This is a genomic window from Pseudonocardia sp. EV170527-09 (assembly GCF_008369905.1).
Classification (GTDB): domain Bacteria; phylum Actinomycetota; class Actinomycetes; order Mycobacteriales; family Pseudonocardiaceae; genus Pseudonocardia.
On the sequence record NZ_VRMC01000003.1, the window covers coordinates 85,276 to 102,954 of the forward strand.

At 77.5% G+C, this 17,679-nt stretch carries 11 protein-coding genes; 3 read left to right on the plus strand and 8 right to left on the minus strand.

The features are described 5' to 3' along the window. Positions 1-68 precede the first annotated feature (68 nt). A complete protein-coding gene (locus FVA95_RS01665; RefSeq protein WP_240051203.1) occupies positions 69-1,298 on the minus strand; it encodes an MFS transporter in 1,230 nt (409 codons plus the stop codon). Positions 1,299-1,536: 238 nt separating this feature from the next. Here FVA95_RS01665 and FVA95_RS01670 point away from each other — a divergent pair, with 238 nt between their 5' ends. After that, on the plus strand, positions 1,537-1,785 hold the full coding sequence (locus tag FVA95_RS01670) for a hypothetical protein (RefSeq protein ID WP_149662619.1): 249 nt from the start codon (positions 1,537-1,539) through the stop codon (positions 1,783-1,785). Here the strand turns inward: FVA95_RS01670 and FVA95_RS01675 are convergent. Beyond that, a complete protein-coding gene (locus FVA95_RS01675; RefSeq protein ID WP_149662620.1) occupies positions 1,770-2,786 on the minus strand; it encodes a zinc-binding dehydrogenase in 1,017 nt (338 codons plus the stop codon). The genes FVA95_RS01670 and FVA95_RS01675 overlap by 16 nt on opposite strands. 39 nt (positions 2,787-2,825) lie before the next feature. Further along, the gene (locus FVA95_RS01680; RefSeq protein ID WP_043280256.1) at positions 2,826-3,206 is read right to left on the minus strand and encodes a VOC family protein; all 381 of its coding nucleotides are present in this window, start codon (positions 3,204-3,206) and stop codon (positions 2,826-2,828) included. Between the two features lie 194 nt (positions 3,207-3,400). Between FVA95_RS01680 and FVA95_RS01685 the strand changes: the two genes are divergently transcribed. Then, entirely contained in the window at positions 3,401-3,814 is a 414-nt protein-coding gene (locus FVA95_RS01685) for a DUF6319 family protein (protein WP_149662621.1), read from the plus strand. Between the two features lie 42 nt (positions 3,815-3,856). Here the strand turns inward: FVA95_RS01685 and FVA95_RS01690 are convergent, their stop codons facing one another. From FVA95_RS01690 to FVA95_RS01710, 5 genes are all read right to left on the minus strand, one after another. Beyond that, positions 3,857-6,526 carry an AAA family ATPase gene (locus FVA95_RS01690; protein WP_161992160.1) on the minus strand — a complete coding sequence of 890 codons (2,670 nt, stop codon included), beginning with the start codon at positions 6,524-6,526 and terminating at the stop codon, positions 3,857-3,859. Next, positions 6,519-8,804, minus strand: a complete 2,286-nt coding sequence (locus FVA95_RS01695; protein WP_149662623.1) for an ATP-binding protein — start codon at positions 8,802-8,804, stop codon at positions 6,519-6,521. The genes FVA95_RS01690 and FVA95_RS01695 overlap by 8 nt, the downstream gene beginning before the upstream one ends. After that, the gene (locus tag FVA95_RS01700; RefSeq protein WP_149662624.1) at positions 8,801-11,638 is read right to left on the minus strand and encodes a LuxR family transcriptional regulator; all 2,838 of its coding nucleotides are present in this window, start codon (positions 11,636-11,638) and stop codon (positions 8,801-8,803) included. The genes FVA95_RS01695 and FVA95_RS01700 overlap by 4 nt, the downstream gene beginning before the upstream one ends. An 84-nt stretch (positions 11,639-11,722) precedes the next feature. Next, positions 11,723-14,482: a helix-turn-helix transcriptional regulator gene (locus FVA95_RS01705; protein WP_149662625.1), complete on the minus strand. Its 2,760-nt coding sequence runs from the start codon at positions 14,480-14,482 to the stop codon at positions 11,723-11,725. After that, positions 14,421-16,394 carry a helix-turn-helix transcriptional regulator gene (locus tag FVA95_RS01710; RefSeq protein ID WP_149662626.1) on the minus strand — a complete coding sequence of 658 codons (1,974 nt, stop codon included), beginning with the start codon at positions 16,392-16,394 and terminating at the stop codon, positions 14,421-14,423. Before FVA95_RS01710 ends, FVA95_RS01705 begins: the two co-directional genes overlap by 62 nt. Before the next feature lie 839 nt (positions 16,395-17,233). Between FVA95_RS01710 and FVA95_RS01715 the strand changes: the two genes are divergently transcribed. Further along, positions 17,234-17,503, plus strand: coding sequence for a hypothetical protein (locus tag FVA95_RS01715; protein ID WP_139320211.1), 270 nt, complete (start codon positions 17,234-17,236; stop codon positions 17,501-17,503). Positions 17,504-17,679: the final 176 nt, after the last annotated feature.

The window sequence follows — 17,679 nt, forward strand, 5'->3', positions numbered from 1 at the left end:
CGAGGCGCACCCGTCGCGGCGGCCCCGTCCGGACGGTCCGGGCGGGGGCCGCTCGGGGCGGAGCCTGCTCAGCGCCGGTCGTGCTGCAGCGCGTCCTCGGCGATCACGGCCTCGGTCGGCAGTCCGGGGACCTCGCGGACGGCGGCCTCGGCATCGGCCCGCTCGTGCAACGGGCCGGGCTGCTCGGCCTCGGCGTCGGCGGCGTCGAGATCGCGGCGGATCGTCGCCAGCAGCGCCACGCCCACCAGCACGACCACGGCGGCGATCAGGAACGGCACCGAGGCACCGACGGCCGCGGCCATCAGACCCGCGGCGAACGGGGCGAGGCCGCCACCGATGAACCGGACGAACCCGTAGGTGGCCGACGCGGTCGGGCGGGGCACCGGCGAGATCGACATGACCGCCGTCGTGACCAGGGTGTTGTTGACACCGACCACGATGCCGGACAGGACCACCGCGACGATCACCACGGCGGGCACGGTGTCGAACAGCCCGATCGCCGCGAGCAGGACCGCGATGCCGACGAGCGCGCCGTAGAGGGTGCGCGCGGTGCCGAAGCGGTCCTTGAGCCAGGGCGCACCGAACACCGCGAAGACCGCGACGAACAGGCCCCAGCCGAAGAACACCGCGCCGAGCGAGATCGGGTCGAGCCCACCCATCAGGAACGGCGCGTAGCCGAGCAGGGTGAAGAAGCCCCAGTTGTAGAGCAGCCCGACCCCGCTGGTCGTGGCGAGCGCGCGGTGGCGCAGCGCGGTCAGCGGCTCGGAGAGCGTCGCCTTGCGGGTCGGGACCGGCGTCGGCTCCAGCAGCACGACGGTCGCGACGAGCGCGATCAGCATCAGCACCGAGACACCGAAGAACGGGCCCCGCCAGGACACGGTGCCGAGCAGCCCGCCGAGCAGCGGCCCGGTGGCGATGCCGACGCCGAGCGCGGTCTCGTAGAGCACGATCGCGCCGGCGAACCCGCCCGAGGCCGAGCCGACGATCACCGCGAGCGAGGTCGCGATGAACAGCGCGTTGCCCAGGCCCCAGCCGGCGCGGAAGCCGACGATGCCCCAGATCCCCGACGACGCCCCGGCCAGCGCGGCGAACACCACGATCAGCGCCAGGCCGGTGATCAGGGTCTTCTTCGCGCCGATCCGGGACGACACCCAGCCGGTCACCAGCATCGCGATCGCCGTGACGACGAGGTAGCTGGTGAACAGCAGCTCGACCTCGGCGTGCGAGGCGTGCAGCTGCCCGGACAGCGACGGCAGGATCCGGGTCGACCAGCCCGATCCCCATGAACGAGATGACACAGGCGAAGGCCACCGCCCAGACGGCCTTGGGCTGACGGAACGGGCTGGGGGCGTGCGCCGCACCGGATGTTCGGGACATGTCATCGCCTTTCCCCGGGAACGGACCCCGGAGAGATCATGGACGTTTCGGACCTGTTGAACATTGCATCACGCAACCCATCTCGTGAGCAATGCGAACGACCGTGACCGTGCCCATGTCCCGCTACGGTCGGGACCCCGACGTCGAGGAGGCCGCCCCGTGCCGCACATCGCCGCCGAGGCCGACCGCCTCGCCCGGCAGGCCGCGTTCCTGGGCGCGCTCGCCGCGATCGGCGCCCTGCTGCTGGCCGTGCTCGGCTGGGCCGGTGGGGCGGTCGCGACGTGGATGGGCGTCGCGGCCCGCCGGCGCGGAGCGGGGCGCACCGCCGTCGTCGCGATCGCGCTCGGCGCGCTCGGCCTGGTCGCCGGCCTCGGGAACGCCCTGCTGGGCGCCTACCTGTTCCGCTGACCGGTCCGCAGGACCGGCTTGCCGGGGGCACGGTCCGGCGACTCCAGGTGCTCGTGCGCCGCGGCGACGGCCGCGACGCCGTCGTCGAGGTCGAAGACCCGCTCGACCAGCGGCACGAGCGTGCCCGCGGCCAGCCCGGCGCGGGCGAACGCCTCGGCGCGGGCCAGCGTCGCCGCGTCACCGGTGACCTCGCGGACGTGGAAGCGGCGCAGCCAGACCGGCGCGTACCCGGCCGCGGGCAGCGGTGTCGGCTCCCCGGACAGCCCGCCGTGCACGATCACCGCGCCGCCCGGCGCACATGCCCGCACCAGCCGCGCGACGCCGGGACCGCCCTCGGCGTCGAGGACCAGGTCGGCGCCGCCGCCCAGCGCCGCCCGCAGGTCGTCGGGGCCGGGCGTGCCGGTCAGCACCTCCGCAGCACCGGCGGCGCACAGGACGTCGGCGTGCCGGTCGTCGGGCACGACGGCGACGGCGTGCACCCCGAGGTGCCGCGCGACCTGCAGCGCCGCGGCCCCGACGCTGTTCGCCGCGGCCGTGACGACGAGCCGGTCGCCCTCCCGCAGCCGGGTGGCGTGGCGGGTCATGCCCCACACGGTCAGCAGCGGCATCCACAGGGCGGCGGCGCCGTCGTCGTCGAGACCGGGTGGGCGGGCCAGCAGCGACCGGACCGGCACGACGGCCTCGTCGGCGTAGACCGGGTGCGCGTTCTGCGACGACGCCGGGATGACGCACACCTCGTCGCCGGGTGCCCAGCCCGTCACCCCCGGGCCGGTGTCGAGCACGGTCCCCGAGCACTCGCTCCCCAGCCCCGCGGGCAGCACCGGGGCGTCGAGGTAGGTGCCGCGGCGGAAGTTCACCTCGGAGCGGTTGAGCCCGACCGCGTGCACCCGGATCCGCACCTCCCCCGGGCCCGGGTCGCGCAGCGGCAGGTGCTCGATCCGCAGCACCTCCGGGCCACCCGTGGCGTGGAAGCGGACGGTGCGCACGAGCCGGGATGTCACAGCGGTCCAGGTTAGGGCCGGGCGGAGGCGTGCAGCAGCTCAGAGCTCGTTGCTGATCTCGACCAGGTTCCCGTCGGGGTCCCGCAGGTAGACACTGAGCAGCGGGCCCCGTGCCCCGGTCCGCTCGACCGGCCCCTCCTCGACGGCGACGCCGGCCTCGGCCAGCTCACGCCGGACCTGCTCGATCGGGTCGAGGGTGATCAGGCACAGGTCGGCGCTGCCCGGGGTGGGCCGGTCGGCCTTCGGCTCGAACTCGTGCCCCGCCCGGTGCAGGTTGATCTTGCTGGGGCCGAAGGCGAGTGCGCGGCGCCCACCGCCGAACTCGACGGCCTCCATGCCGAGCACGCGGGTGTAGAAGGCGACGGTGGCGTCGACGTCGGCGACGGTCAGCACGAGGTGGTCGAGATGGTCGATGCGCATGCTCACGATGCTGGCAGCCGGACCGCACGCACGCGGAACCTCTGTGGGTGACCTCCGCCGCACCGGACCGTCACCGAACGCCGGACGTCGACACCCACACGGACCAATCCGGCGGGTCGCTACCGGCGAACGGGCGTTCGTGAATCACCCTTGTAGCTGGCCGTGCAGCCGAGTGGAGAGGGACGAGGACGCACGTGGACGACGAGCTGACGACCGGCGGGGAGACCCCGTCCGCGGACATCGCAGACACCGCGGACACCACGGGGGCCGCGGGGGCCGCGACGCCCGAGCCGCCGAAGCGGAGGCGGGGGCGGCCACCGGGCTCGACGGCCCGCACCACCCGGGTCGTGACCATGACCCTGACCGTCAGCGGTTCCGCCGACGGCGACTGGCAGGCGGAGCTGAAGCAGGGCAGCACCTGGGTGGCGCGGGGGCTGCCGGTGACCGCGTCGGCGGTGTCCGCGGCCGCCGCGGCGCTGCACGCCGACCTGTCCGGTCCGGTCGACGAGCTCATCGAGGGGGCCCGGGCGGCGAAGGCCGCGCGGGTCGCGGAGCTGGAGGCCGAGCTGGAGCGGGCACGCAAGGACCTGGCCGCGCTGGAGCAGTGACCGCGACGAGGTGAGGGCGGCCGGGGCAGGCGGCCGCCGGCTTCACCGGCGGGACCGCAGCTCCGCCCGGCCGCTGATGCCCAGCCGGCGGTAGGCGCTGGTCAGCCGCTTCTCCACGGCGCGGCGGCTGAGGCCGAGGCGCGCGGCGATCTGCTGGTTCCCGTCGCCTGCCGCGGCGAGCTCGACGACGCGCAGCTCGGCGGCGGTGAGCCGGTCGGCCCCTGCCACGCCGGACCCGGTCGTGCCCGCCGGATCCGCGGTCCGCGCGCGGGTGGACGCAGCCGGATCCGGGCGGGGCTGCTCGGCGGGGGGCACCGGCAGGGGCGGCACCGGCTCGACCGGCGAGAGCCCCGTACCCGGTCGGTCGTGCACGACGGGATCGTCGGTGACGGTCCCGAGGACCCGGTCGCGGACCCGTCGTGCCCGCTGCACGGGCCCGGGAGCGCCCCAGGCCAGCGCCCGGTCCAGCTCCTCGTCCACCTGGCGGAGAGCCGCGGCCCGGTCACCGCGACCGGCGAGCAGCTCCGCGGCCCAGCCGCGCCACTGGAACAGGGCGGGGTTGCACCATCCGAGATGGTCCAGGTGCCGTCCGGCGTCCAGCACGCATTCGAGGGCGAGCGCGGGGGCGTCCTCGGCGAGAGCGGCCGTGGCCCGGACGAGTCGGCGCCGGATGTGGGCGGCGAGTCCGGCCCGGTCCGGGTCCCGGTCGTCGAGCCGGGCCTCGGCGGACGCGGCGGCGCAGGCCAGGGCGACGGTGAACGCGACCGGGCGCCCGTCCGGGTACGGACGCGCCGCGGCCGGCTGCTCGGACGGCGCACCGCAGGCGAGTCGTACCAGCTCGGCCTCGGCCCGGTCGCGGGGATCGGCACCGGGGCGCTCGGCGAGCCAGACGGTCAGTGCTCCGGCCCCACCGGCCGCGACCAGTGCGGTGATCAGCAGCCCGCGGTGTCCGTCCCCCGCGGCCACCCCGGCCGGGGAGCGCAGCTCCTGTGGTGAGGCGACCTTCAGGACCCGGGAGGCGACGTCGCCGACCGCCGCGGCGGACCCGGTGCCGGCCACCGCCGCACCGTGCAGCACCACCGCGAGCAGCTCCCGGCCGGCGGCGGTGCTCAGGAGCGGATCGGTGGCGTCGAGAGCCTCGTCCAGCATCCCCGCGACGGCGGCGATCCCACCGGGTTCGTCCTCGTCGAGGCGCAGCGTGCGGGTCAGGATGCGCAGCCGCAGCTCGCAGGCGTCGTCGTCGAGTGCCTGCGCGCCGTGCGCCGTGGGCAAACCGGGCGGGGACGCGGAAGCGAGGTCCCGCACGGCGGCACGCAGCGGCTCGGGGGCGTCACGCAGCAGCGCCGGGTCGAGCACGGCGAGGGCGCGTGCCCGGTCGCGCGGGGAGTCGAGCAACCGTACCGCCTGGCCCACGTGACGGACCGCGGTCGACGACTCCTCGGTGTACTCGGCGGCGGCGAGCTCGACGAGCAGCGCACCCCGGTCCCGGCCGGTCGAGTCGTCGTCGAGCAGGGCACGGCGGAGGTAGCGGACCGCGCGCGACGAGCCGGGGTCGAGGGTGGCCGCCCTGCGGGCGGCGGCGCGCAGGATCTCGATCCCCCACCGCTGCAGGGGCGCGGCGACGGCGAGCAGGTGGGCGGCGATCTCCTCCGAGCCGTGGCCCAGCTCCAGACGGAGCCGGGCGGCGCGCAGGTGCAGGTCCTCCCACCCGTCCGGGTCGGCGGCGACCTCCCCGAGCAGCGGATGCAGGACGCGCGGCGGATCCCCCACCAGGAGCCCGTCCCCCACGAGCCGGGCGACGGCGGCAGCCCGGTCCACCGGGTCGAGCCCGGACAGCCGGTCGGCCGGCGAGCCCGGTCCGGCACCGTCGAGGACCGCGACGGCCTGCAGGTACGTCCGGGCCGGGCCGGGGAGCAGGCGAGCCGCCCGACGCAGCCGCTCGCGCAGTGCGGAGGGCCGGGCGGCACGGACCGCCGCGACGGCCTCGTCGTCCGGGCGGAGGCCGCGGACCTCGTCGAGCACGGCGTGTAGGACCGACGGGACCCCGTGGCAGACGTCGCCGACCGCGTCGAGGAAGGCCGAGGTGGCGCCGGGGCCACACCGCTCGCGCACCAGGGCGGTCGTCGCCGCCACGTCCAGCGGGTGCAGGTGGACCGATCCGCAGACGGCGAGGAGACCACGCAGCACGGCCCCGTCGTCGGCAGGACCACCGGTCGTGGCCTGCCCGGCCAGTACCGTCCCGACGACGGCGATCGGCTGCCCGGCGGACCGGTCCGCGAGCCGGGTCAACCAGCGCAGCGATGCCGGATCCGACCACTGCAGGTCGTCGACCAGCACGGCCAGCGGCACCCGGCCGGCCAGCGCCTCGACGAACCGCCACAGCGTCCGGTCACGGGCCCCGGCTCCGTACTCCACGGCCGGGTCGCGGCCCGGGAGCAGCCCGGCCGGCGGCGCGGCGAGGTGCCAGCCCCGGGCGCCGAGCAACAGCGGGTCGACGAGCTGGTGGGTCACCCCGTGGTCGAAACCGGTCTCGGCCGGTGCTGCCGTGGCACGCAGCACCTGCATCCCCCGAGCGGCCGCCGCTGCGGCGGCGTCGTCGAGCACGGTGGTGCGGCCGGAGCCGACACCGCCCCGGACCACGACGGCGCCGCCTCGGCCCTGCATCGCACCGGCCAGGAGTCGCTCGACCGCGGCGTCCACGGCGTCACGCATCGGAACGGGGAGTGCCGGCGGGATGGGGCACGGGAGCTCGGTCGGTGTGTCGGCATGCGGCGGCGACCGGGGCGGGCGTCCCCCAGCGGCGTGCCAGCCGCAGCTCATCGGTCAGGAGCCGGTCGGCGCCGTCGTGGTCACCGCGCGCCGCCAGGACCCGGGCCGCGCCGGAGCGCCACGGTGCCAGGACCGGGTTGACCCGGCCGCGGTCGAGCAGCAGCCGGCCGCAGGCGAGGTACTCGGCGAGTGCGCCGGACGGGTCACCGCAGCGGTGCCGGGCGAGCCCGGCGGCGTACCGCAGCAACGCGGACCCGGGCCGGTCGATGTCGGGCTCGGCCGGTCGGGCCAGCACGGCCAGGGCGGCGTCCGGGCTGTCGTCGGCGAGGTGCAGCAGGACGGCGGCCGCCGCGACGAGGGGGGTCCCGTCCGCTTCGGGTGACGACCAGGCGCTGTCGAGGTCGCGCCGAGCGGCGTCGCGCCGGCCCGCGGACAGCTGCATCAGGCTCGACACCGCCCAGACCGCGGCGGGGACCCGGCCGCGGCGGGTCAGACCGAGCAGCAGGTGCGCGGTCGCGTCGAGGGCCTCCGACCGGTGCCCGGCCGCGGCGAGGGTGGCCGCCGCCAGGACACGCGGGGTCACCGCGACGGCGTCCCCGCCGGTCGCGGCGAGCGCCGCACGGGCGAGCGCGACGGCACGGTCCCGCGCCTGGGCGCGCAGGGTGAGGCTCCACGCGGCCACCCCGTCCGGGACCGCCGTCGCCCCGGACGCCGGGGCCTCCTCGCCGAGTGCGGGCGTGAGGTCGTAGCCGAGCTCGTCGGCCATCCGGGCCGGCACGAGGACGGCGGGCCGGTCGCCGCCGGGGGCCGCCGACCGGCGGACGGCGGCGACCACGTTGCGCACCGCCCGCACCTCACCGCGGCACAGCAGCGTGTCGACCACGACCGGGTCGAGGTCCACGGGCCCACCGGGAAGGACCGGCACGACCGCGCAGCGGGCCAGCAGCCGCGCGGCCGTCGCGGGATCGGTGCGCTCGCGGGCTCGGGCGAGCTCCTGGGTCAGGTCCGTGCGGGTCCGGGGTGGGACCGGTTCGCCCAAGGCTCGTTCGACGAGCCCGACCGCCTCCGCCGCACGCCCGGCGGCCCGCCGCCGCCGCGCGACCCCCAGCAGCAGCTCGCCCAGCGGGGGGTGCTGCAGTGTCGGCGCGGAGCGGGCGATGCGGGCGACGGCGTCGTCGGGCAGGCCGCAGCGTACGGCGAGCTCGATCGCCTCGCGGAACAACGCGCGCCGCTCCGGTGCGCCGACCCGTGCGAGGACCTCCTCGACGACGACCCGGCCGTCCGGCACCAGCCGGGCCCCGGTGACCAGGCCGGTGGCGCGCAGCCGGTTCCGGACCCGGCCGGCGGTGCCCGGCCCCGGCCCGCCGAGGCGGGCCGAGACCGGTTCGAGCTCACCCCCGCAGACGGCGAGCGCCAGCAGCGGTGCCGACAGGTCGCCGGGCAGCCCGTCGAGCACCGAGCCGACCTGCTCCCGGCGGGCATCGGCCGCCGCGCGGCACAGCGCCTCTGCGTTCCCGGCTCCGCTGCCGAGCCTGGCCAGCGCGGCGTCCAGCACCGCGGGATTGCCGCCGGTGGCGCGCCGGGCCAGCACGGTGGTGCGCCGGTCGGGCGCGACGCCGGCCGCGGCCAGGACCGCGCGGACGCCGCCCAGGGTGAGCGGCGCGGTGCGCACCAGCAGGTCGCCGGGGCCGGCGGGATGCACGTCCCATCCGGACGGGTCCTGTGCCCCGTCGAGCACGACGAGCCCGGCGATCGGGGCGGAGTGCCTGCGCCGCAGCAGCATCTGCAGCCACGCCCGGCTCCGGGGGTCCGCCCGCAGGAGGTCGTCCACCACGACGAGCACCGGACGCGACGCCGCGGCGGCGAGCACGACCCGGCACCGGTCGTGCAGGACCGCGTCGCTCGGGTGGGCGACACCCGACCGGGCCGGCCCGGCCCCCGGCAGGTCGTCGACGAGGTCGGCCACGAGATCGGCCACGAGATCGGCCACGAGATCGGCCGCAGCCCCCGGCTCCCGGCCCGCCGCGGGCGGCAGCGCACGGGCGCGCAGCACCCGAACCCCGCGGTCCACGGCCCGCTCTGCCGTGCGCCGCGCCAGCAGCGAACGGCCGGTGCCGGGGAGGCCGGTCACGATGCAGAGGGGAGCCTCGCCCCGGGCGGCTCGTTCGACGAAGCCGTCCAGCGCGGCCAGCGCCGCGGAGCGCTCGACCGGTTCCGTCATCCGGTGGCGCTTCCCGACGCCGGTGCGACGCCCTCGCCCGCGGTGGCCGCACCGACCAGGGCGGTGAGCGCGGAGCGGTCCGCGACGCCGAGCTTGCGGTAGGCGCCGGTGAGGTGCACCTCGACCGTGCGCAGGGTCACGAACAGTGCCTCGGCGATCTCCCGGTTGCGCAGGCCCTCGGCGGCGAGGCGGACCACACGGTGCTCGGCGGCCGTCAGCGAGTCGAGCGGGGACCCGCGGGGGCGGCGCATCCGCCCACCGGCGGCGACGAGCAGGTCGCGGGCGGTCCCGGCCTCGTGGACCGCGCCGCAGCGCGCAGCGAGCTGGGCGGCGGTACGCAGCTGGCTCCGGGCGGCCCGTACCCGGCCCTGGCGCAGCAGCTCCGTCCCGAGGCGGCGACGGGCACGAGCCTGGTCGAGCCGGGCGGGGCTGCGTTCCAGGGCGTCCACGGCCTCCGCCAGCAACGGGTGGGCGCGAGCGGGGTCGGCCGCGGCGGCCGCGAGCAGGGCGAGGCCCGCCCCGCGTGGGGTGCCCCAGCGGTCCGCCAGCTCCGCGCCGTGCTCGGCGGCAGCGGCGGCCTCCCGGTGCCGGCCCAGGTCACCCAGCAGCATCGCGGCCTCCGCCCACCAGGGCGCGAACACCGGGTTGGCGATGCCCGCCTCGGCCAGGCTGCGGCCGCAGCGCTCGTAGGTCCGCAGCGCCCCCTCGGTGTCGCCGGCGACGGCGCGCGCCCCGGCCCGGACCATCAGCAGGTCGTGGTACTCCCACGCGAAGTCCTCGGTGCGCGGGCGGGAGATGCCGTCGAGCAGCTCCTCCGCACCCGCCGGGTCGCCCCGGTGGACCCGGACGCTCGCCAGCGCGATCGTGGGGACGACGGCGTTGTCCGACCAGGTCTCCCGGCTGGTGATCTCCAGCGCGGCCAGCGCGTCGAGCTCGGCTTCCAGCAGGTCGCCGGTCGCGAGCCGGTTCGTCGACCGGGTCCCGGTCACCAGGGCGTAGGTCCACGCCGACGCGCGGTCGCGGGCAGCCACCACGAGCCGGTCGAGCACGGCGTCGGACTCCGCCGTCTCGTCGCCGAGGCGCAGGACCAGCGACGACGCCAGCGCCGCCCAGCCACCCAGCCCGCCGTCGTCGGCGAGCAGGACCCGGCGGGCCCCGTCGACGGCGGCGACGGCAGGACCGCCCTGCATCGCCGTGGCGACGGTCATCATGGCCAGCTTCTGGCGTTCGGCGGGCGTGCGTCCCTCCGGGACCGACATGGCGCGCATCCGCGCCATGGTCGGGGCGACCGTCCGCTTCTCGTCGAGCCCCACCACGAGCAACGCAGCCTCGAGGTGCGTGCGGAGCTCGGCCGCGGCCGGCGTGGTGTCACCGTCGAGCTCGGTGAGGACCCGTTCCAGGAGCTCCACGCCCTCGGGGGCACGCTGCACGGCCAGGGCGGTCATCGCGAAGGCGGCCGCCGCCCGTGCCCGTCCGGCCATGTCGTGCGCGACGTCCAGTGCGTGCTGCAGGTGGTCCAGCGCGCGGTCCGGGTCGCGCTGGCCGATCGTGGCGGCCAACCGCAGCCGGACCTCGACGTCGTCGGGCCGGGCCCGGACCACCAGGTCGAGGAGGCGGGCCTCGGTGCCGGGCGCGCCGCGCCGGGCGGCGGAGTCGGCGGCCTCGGCGAACACGTCGACCATCCAGGGCTCGGGCGGCGCCGGGAGCGGTTCGAGGATGCCGGCGACGAGCTCGGCGGGGCTCCCGGCGTCCGAGAGCACCCGTCCGGCGCGCCGACGCAGCGTGTCGAGCTCCCCCGGGCCCGCGCAGCGACGCAGGACCGCGCCCCGGAGCCGGTCGTGCCGGAACGCCGCCCGCCCCGGCAGGGTCAGCCCGCACGCGGCCAACGCCGCGAGCGACTCCCGGACCGTGGCGGTCGGGACCCGGGCGACGGCGGCGAGGAGATCCTCCCCGGCCTCGCCGACGACGGCGAGCGCGACCGCCGTGGGCGCCGCGCCACCGAGCCGGACCTGATGCTCCACCAGGTCGTCCACGACCTCCTCGGAGGCCTCGGCGGGGAGCACGATCTCGCCGCCGCCGTCCGGGACGAGCTGCTCGACGAGCAGCGGGTTGCCGCCGGAGACCCGGACCAGGGTGTCCAGGCGGGACTCGTCGGGCGGCGCACCGGCACGCAGGGCGGCCAGCCGACGGACGTCGTCGCGGTCCAGCGGGGCCAGCGTGCGCACCGCGTCGCCGGCCGCCGCGGCGATTCCGGTCAGCCGCTCGCCCGGGCCCCCGCCGGGGCCGGGCCGTGCGGCCAGGACCACTCCCAGCGGCAGCCCGGACAGACGCCGGAGCAGGAAGCCCAGGAACGCGAGCGACTCGTCGTCGGACCACTGCAGGTCGTCGACAACCAGGAGCAGCGGACCGTCGCCGGTGAGGTCGACGGTCAGCCAGTACAGGGCGTGCAGGGCCCCGTGCAGCTCGGGAACCGCCCCGACCGCACTGCCGCCGTCGGTGCGGTCGGTCCCGGGGTCGGCGAGAGCGGCCTGCGCCCAACGGGCCCCGCCGGGAAGGGTGGCGGCCCTGGCGGCGGCGTCGGGGCCGAGCAGTTCCCGGACCACGCCGAACCCGGACTCGGCGCGGCCACGCGTCGCCGCGGCGCGCAGTACCCGCACCGGGCCGGAGGTCGCGTCGCACAGCTCGGTGAGCAGTGCGGTCTTGCCCAGCCCCGGGGCGCCGAGCAGCAGCCGGGCCGCCCCGGAACCGTCCGCCGCGGCGCCGGAGGCACTGCGGAGCCAGGACGCCTCACGGTCACGGCCGACCAGCGGCGTGGGACCGGGGCGTTCCCTCATCCAGGTGCTCCTGTCTCGCTCAGCGTGACCACGGGAATGGTAGTCGATCTCCGTCGCGGCAGCCGTCGGCTGCGGGGTCGGCCGTCACGGCGCCCGGGGCGGGCGCGCGTCGGTCACCGCACCACCGAGGGCGTCCCCCAGCTCGTGTCGCCCGCAGATGCCGAGCTTGCGGTAGGCCCGGGTGAGGTGGAGCTCCACGGTCCGTCGGGTCAGGTGCAGCGCGCCCGCGATCTCGGGGTTCGTCATCCCCGAGGCGGCCAGCCGGGCGATCTCGCGCTCGGCGGCGGTGAGACCTCCGTTCCGGCGACCCGCGCCCACGCGATGCTCCTCGCCGGCCGGGAGCAGCACGTGGGCACGGTCGGCCTGCAGCCGGGCGCCACGTGCCTCGGCGAGCGCCAGTGCCTCGGTGGCGAGACGGGTCGCGTCGGGGTCGCCCGGCCCGAGACGCTCGGCGAGATCGAGACCGCACCGGATCCGCTCCAGGGTTCGTGGGGAGCCCGCCAGCTCGTCGTGGGCCCGCCGGAGCAGTGTCGTGCCGGCCCGGCCGGGGGTCACCAGCCCGGACGTACGCAGTGCGGACCCCAGCGCACCGGAGGCCCGCCAGCGGCGGGCCAGACCCAGCTGCTCGCGGGCCAGCTCTGCGGCGCGCGTGGTGTCGCCCGCGCCGAGGGCGAGCAGCGACAGCCGCTCCCGCCAGTCCAGCGGTGCCGGGTTCAGCGCCCCGGCCGCACGCATCCGCCGCTCGACGTCGTCGAGCAGCCGCAGCGCCTCCTCCGGCCGGCCCGACGCCTCGGACGCGGCGGCCCGCGCGGTGAGGACCCAGCTGTGCCGCCACGACCAGCGGTCCGGCTCGTCGGGGCCGGGACGCAGCCGTCGGACGGCCTCCTGCGGGCGGCCTGCCTCGATCAGCGCGATGCCCACGACGTACCGGACGGGGCCGACGACGTGGTCCATGTCGTCACCGCGGTCCTCCAGCGCCTGCAACGCGTCGGCCAGGGCGTCGAGCACGTGGCCGGAGCGCAGGCGTTCCAGAGCGCGCTCCGCGCGGAGCAGCGCCCGCACGACGGGCCGGTCCCGGCGCCGGGCGCTCCTCAGGACACGCTCGTCCTCGGCGTGCCGGGACGCATCGCCACCGGTCCGCTCCACCACGCCCAGCGCAGCGACCCGCAGGGGCCGCAGGAAGGACTCGTCGGTCTCGCCGAGCGCGGCGGCGAGCCGCCGCTCCGTGGTGGCGGCGGTCGCGCGCACAGCCCACGCGGAGCAGAGCGCGTGGGCTCCCCGGACCGCCCGGGCGCCCGGGCCGGATGCGTTGCGGGCGCGCTCCGTGCCCGCCGACCAGGAGTGGATGCGGCCGAGGTGGCGCAGGTCCCCCGCCGCGACGTGCGCTTCCAGGGCCGCCAGCCGCATCCGCAGGTCGGACGGCGGGTCGGCGGCGGGCAACCCGTCCCGGGCCGCGTCGATCCGGCGGAGCAGCGCACCGGTCCCGGCGCCGGCCAGCAGGGGGACGAGCCGCAGCGTGGTCCGTGCTCGCTCGACCGGGTCCGCCAGCACCGCCAGCGCGGCGTCCAGGTGGGACAGCGCACGGCGGGGGTCGGCGCTGCGCTCGGCGACGGCGAGATCGGTGAGCAGGGCGGCGCGGTCGCTCGCGGGGACCGGCCCGGTCAGCGCGTGCCCGAGATGCAGCGCCGCCCGGCCCGGCTGCCCGCCGGCGAGCAGCGCCGTCCCGGACGTCCGGAGGACCGCGACCGCCGCGGCGTCGGTCGGCGGGCCCGCACCGAGGAGCTGGTCGGCGACGGTCTCCGGGGCGGCACCGCCGGCGTCGAGGATCCGCGCAGCCCGCGCGCGGGTGGACCGCAGGGTCGCGGGGTCGGTGGTGGCGAGGACGACGGTGGCGGCCTGCGGGAGCAGGAACCGGACACCGTCGACCCCCAGGACCCCGAACGCGGCCGACCGGGCCGATGCCGCCTCCCCGGCGATGTCGTCCAGCTCGGCCAGCGCCGCGACGGTGTCCCGCCCGGCTCCGGTCCCGAGCACGGCGACGGCGCGCACCAGCGCGGTCGCCTCGGGGCCGAGGCGCCGCAACACGGCCGGCAGCCGGTCCGCGGTGACCCGCTCGTCCGCCGCGCGCACGAGAGCGGGCTGCACGGCGCTGCCGGTCCGGTCCGCGCCGTCGGCGGCGAGCTCGGCGCCCAGCGCGGCCAGCCATCCGGGCAGTCCCGCGGTCGCCGCGCACGCGGCCTCGACCGCGTCGACCGGCCAGTCCGCGGCGTCCAGCACCGCCCGCGTCGACGCCGACCGCAGTGGCAGCAGCGGCAGCAGCCGGGCACCGGCAGCGGTCAGGAGCGCGTCGATCGCGGGCCGCGCCGCCGGGGGCGCCGGGCCGAGGCAGGCCGCCACGTCGTCGGCGGTCACCGCCCCGGGCGTGCTGCGGCCCGAGCCCGTGCCGCGCAGCGCGGCGACGAGCAGGACCGGCGCCGGGCCCGCCGACCCCCGTGCCAGTCCTGCCGCACGCAGGCCGACCTCCGCACCGGCGTCGTCGAGGTCGTCGACGAGGACGACGAGCGGTCCGCCGGGGAGGGGGCCGGGCCCGCCGAGACGCCGTACGGGCAGCCCGCGGGCCGCGGCGAGCCCGGCGGTCACCTCGAGCAGCGTCGTGCGACCGGACCCGGCCGGCCCGACGACGACCACCGTCCGTGGGTGCCCGGCGGCGACGGCGTCGACCGCGGCCCGGACCGCGGCGAGCTCGGCGTCACGATCCAGCAGTCGTCCGGGGTCCGGACCGTCAGCGGTGGAGATCGGACCCCTCCTCCCACATCCGGCCCAGTGCCGGCCGACCGGCCACACCGAGCTTGCGGTAGATCCGTGTGAGGTGCTTCTCGACGCCCCGGACGCTGGTTCCGAGCGCCGTGGCGATCTCGGGGTTCGTACGCCCGCCCGCGGCCAGCTCCGCCGTCCGGTACTCCCTCGGGGTGAGACCGTGCCGGCGGTCCGCCGGTCGTCCGGCCAGCCGTGACGGACCACAGGCGTCCTCGGGGGGGACCGGTACCGGCCCGGCCGTCCGGCGGCGCAACGCCAGGGCGGCCCGTCGGCCCTCCGCCCGGTCCGAGCTCTGCCGAAGCACCTCGACGGCCTCCCGCAGCAACGCGACGGCGGCGGTGCCGGAGTCCAGCTCCCCGGCCGTCCTCAGGGCGCGGCCCAGCCGAGCAGGTGCCCCCCACGCCCTGGCGAGCGCGAGCTCACGCGCGCTGAGCTCACGGGCGCCCCCGACGTCACCGACCCTGCGTCGGAGCTCGATCGCCCAGCTCCGCCAGGGCTGGGGCGCGTCGATCCAGCCGATCCGGTCGAACTCGCGTCCGGCCTCCAGACTCAGGCGCAGTGCGTCCGCCGGGAGACCGTCGGCCACCGCGACCTGGGCCCGCAGCATGGCCGTCCCGGCAACGACGTCGTCGGGCACCTCGGGCAGCGCATCGGTGTCCGCGACGACCCGACGGGCCAGGTCCGGGTCGTGCACCGCGGTGAACAGCGGGACGAGCAAGGTCGCGGCGAGTGCGGTCCCGGGGGCACGGGCCGCGAGCTCCCGGTAGGCCGTCCGGCTCAGTTCCCCGCCCTCGTCCGGCCGGTTGCCGCACACCAGCACCGCGGCGTACTCGGCCTGCAGCACGGCGGCGGTGACCGGGGCGATGCCCGCGGTCGCCGACGCGGTCGTGAGTACGGCCGGGAGCCCGGAGGTGGCATCGGACATGCACAGGCAGGGGATCACGGCGGCGGTCGGGGTGTGCACGTGCGCGGTCGCGGTGGGGTCGGCGTCGAGGATCCGCCGGGCGAGCTCGGCGACCTGCGCCGCCGGGAGTGCCCCGGCCACCGCGGCGGAGTGGACCAGGACCGCCATCCGCTCCCGTTCACCGGCCGTGCCGAGGGGCGGCTCCCCGCCGCGGGTGAGCTCGCGCAGACGCGCGACGTTGCGGGCCACCCCGGCCGCCTGGAGACCGTCGAGCTGGTGGACCCGGGCCTGCAGTCGCAGCCCGAGGTCGCGCAGTTCGTCGTCGGGGTCCTCGACCCCTGCGACCTCGGCCGCGGTGCGGCGCAGCAGGGCGACCGACGGAGCGGGGTCGAGATGCAGTCCCAGCGCACCGGCGTCGCACAGCGCCGCGGCGCGCTCGCGCAGTCCCTGCAGCAACGGGACCGCCTGAACCGCACGGAGACGGGCCCGTCCGGGGTGCAGGCCGCGCTCCACGACGGCGAGCCGCGCGAGCACCTCCGCCCGGCGCGCAGCGGTCGGATGGGCGAGGAGCGCGCGCTGCAGGTGCCGGGCCGCGGTGTCCGGCGCGTCCTGCCGGAGCGACCGCTCGGCCGCGTCGCACAGGACCCCGACCATGTCGTCGGGCAGCGTCCCCGCGACGTCGTGCAGCACGTCGGCGGCCGCCGACGGCTCGTCCGCCTCGGCGAGCAGCGCGGCCGCGTCGAGGCGCAGGCGGCGGCGCTCCTGCGGATCCAGGACCGCCAGGGCCGCGGAGCCGACCAGCGGGTGCCGCAGCCGCGGGGCGGCGTCGTCCACCAGCAGTCCGGCGGCCACCGCGTCACGGCGGGCAGCGGCGAGGTCCGCCCCGGCCGTGGGGACCAGCGCGGCGCACCGTTGCGGGGTGGCGTACTCCCCCAGGACCGCCACCGTCGCCAGCAGCTCCCCGACGCCCCGGGACGACCGGCGCAGCGCATCGTCGAGCCGCAGCCGCAGACGGGGCGAACCGGCTCGTCGCACCTGCGCGGGGTCGGGCGGGTCCGGGAGGTCCAGCAGCCCGGCCAGCAGCAGCGGGTTCCCCCGGTGACCTCCCGGACCGCGGCGAGCACACCGTCGCCGACCTCCCGGCCCCAGCGGGCGCGCACGACCGCGTCCACCCGGGCGGGTTCCAGGGGCTCGAGGACGTGCACCACCTCCGCCCGTGCCGCCAGTGGGTCGGGCAGGCCCGACGCACCGTTCCCGAGGACCCCGAGGAGCACGACGACCGGAAGCCGTGCGCCGGGGTCGACGAGATCGGCCAACCAGCCAGCCGACAGGTCGTCGCAGTGCTCGGCGTCGTCGACGACGAGCACTCCCGGCCGGCCGGTCAGCAGGTCCGCGAGCTCCGCCCTCGGTCGCCCGGCCGTGCCCGCGACACCGGTTCCCGCACCCCGGGGACCGAGCAGGTTCCGCACGACCGCGCCGGGGACCTGCCGGTCGACGGGGTGGCACCGCGCGGTCAGGGTGACCGCCCCACGCCCACCGGCACGCACGGTGCAGTCCCCCAACGCGACGGTCCGCCCGCTCCCGACCGGGCCGGCGACCACCAGCAGGCTGCCGCGGCCGTCGTCGGTGCGGGGGGCGAGGAGCCGGTCGACCGCGGTGTCGAACAGGGCGAGCAACGTCCGGTCGGCGGGTGTGAAGACCGCGTCGGGCCCGGACCCGAGGTCGGTCATCGCGTCTCCCCCGTTCGTCGGTCGTGCCGACGCCCAGCCTCCTCCATCCCGTCGTCCTCGGCACGCGACCGATGGGCAGCCGTGGCGCCCTCGTCCTCGGAACCGGCGTGACATCCATGGCGGCCGTCGGTCAGGGTGGGCGGCGTGACCGTCCGACCCGTGCCCGGTGTCGACGCCCGCGTGTTGGACAACGGCTGGATGGAGCTGCACCACCCCGGTGGTGGTGCGCTGCTGTGCAACCTCGAGGAGACCGCGATGTGGCTCTGCCTGGCCGAGAACGGCTGGCACGTCGGCGACGCCGCGATCCGCCTCGCCGACGCGTGGGGCTGCCAGCCGTGGAACGTGCGCGACCGGATGAACGACTGGCTGGACGGCCTCCTGGCCGCCGGCCTCGTGACACACACACCGAAGTGACCGAGACCACACACCGAACCACACCTCCCTCACGGGCTGCCGAGCGGTCCACAATGTTAAGCGCTTACGGGGCCAGGTCGTTGACGCCCTCGATTCGATCTTCGTACCGTCATCGGTGAGCTCGCGGCCGAGTCTTCCCACCTCGATGGGGGTGCCCGGCGAGGCGCCCCCACCGA

What these genes read in the sequence shown, in the direction of transcription:
- FVA95_RS01700 (WP_149662624.1), bottom strand. Translation starts at nt 11,638, where the DNA reads ATGAGGGAACGCCCCGGTCCCACGCCGCTGGTCGGCCGTGACCGTGAG.
- FVA95_RS01680 (WP_043280256.1), bottom strand. Translation starts at nt 3,206, where the DNA reads ATGCGCATCGACCATCTCGACCACCTCGTGCTGACCGTCGCCGACGTC.
- FVA95_RS01690 (WP_161992160.1), bottom strand. Translation starts at nt 6,526, where the DNA reads ATGCGTGACGCCGTGGACGCCGCGGTCGAGCGACTCCTGGCCGGTGCG.
- FVA95_RS01695 (WP_149662623.1), bottom strand. Translation starts at nt 8,804, where the DNA reads ATGACGGAACCGGTCGAGCGCTCCGCGGCGCTGGCCGCGCTGGACGGC.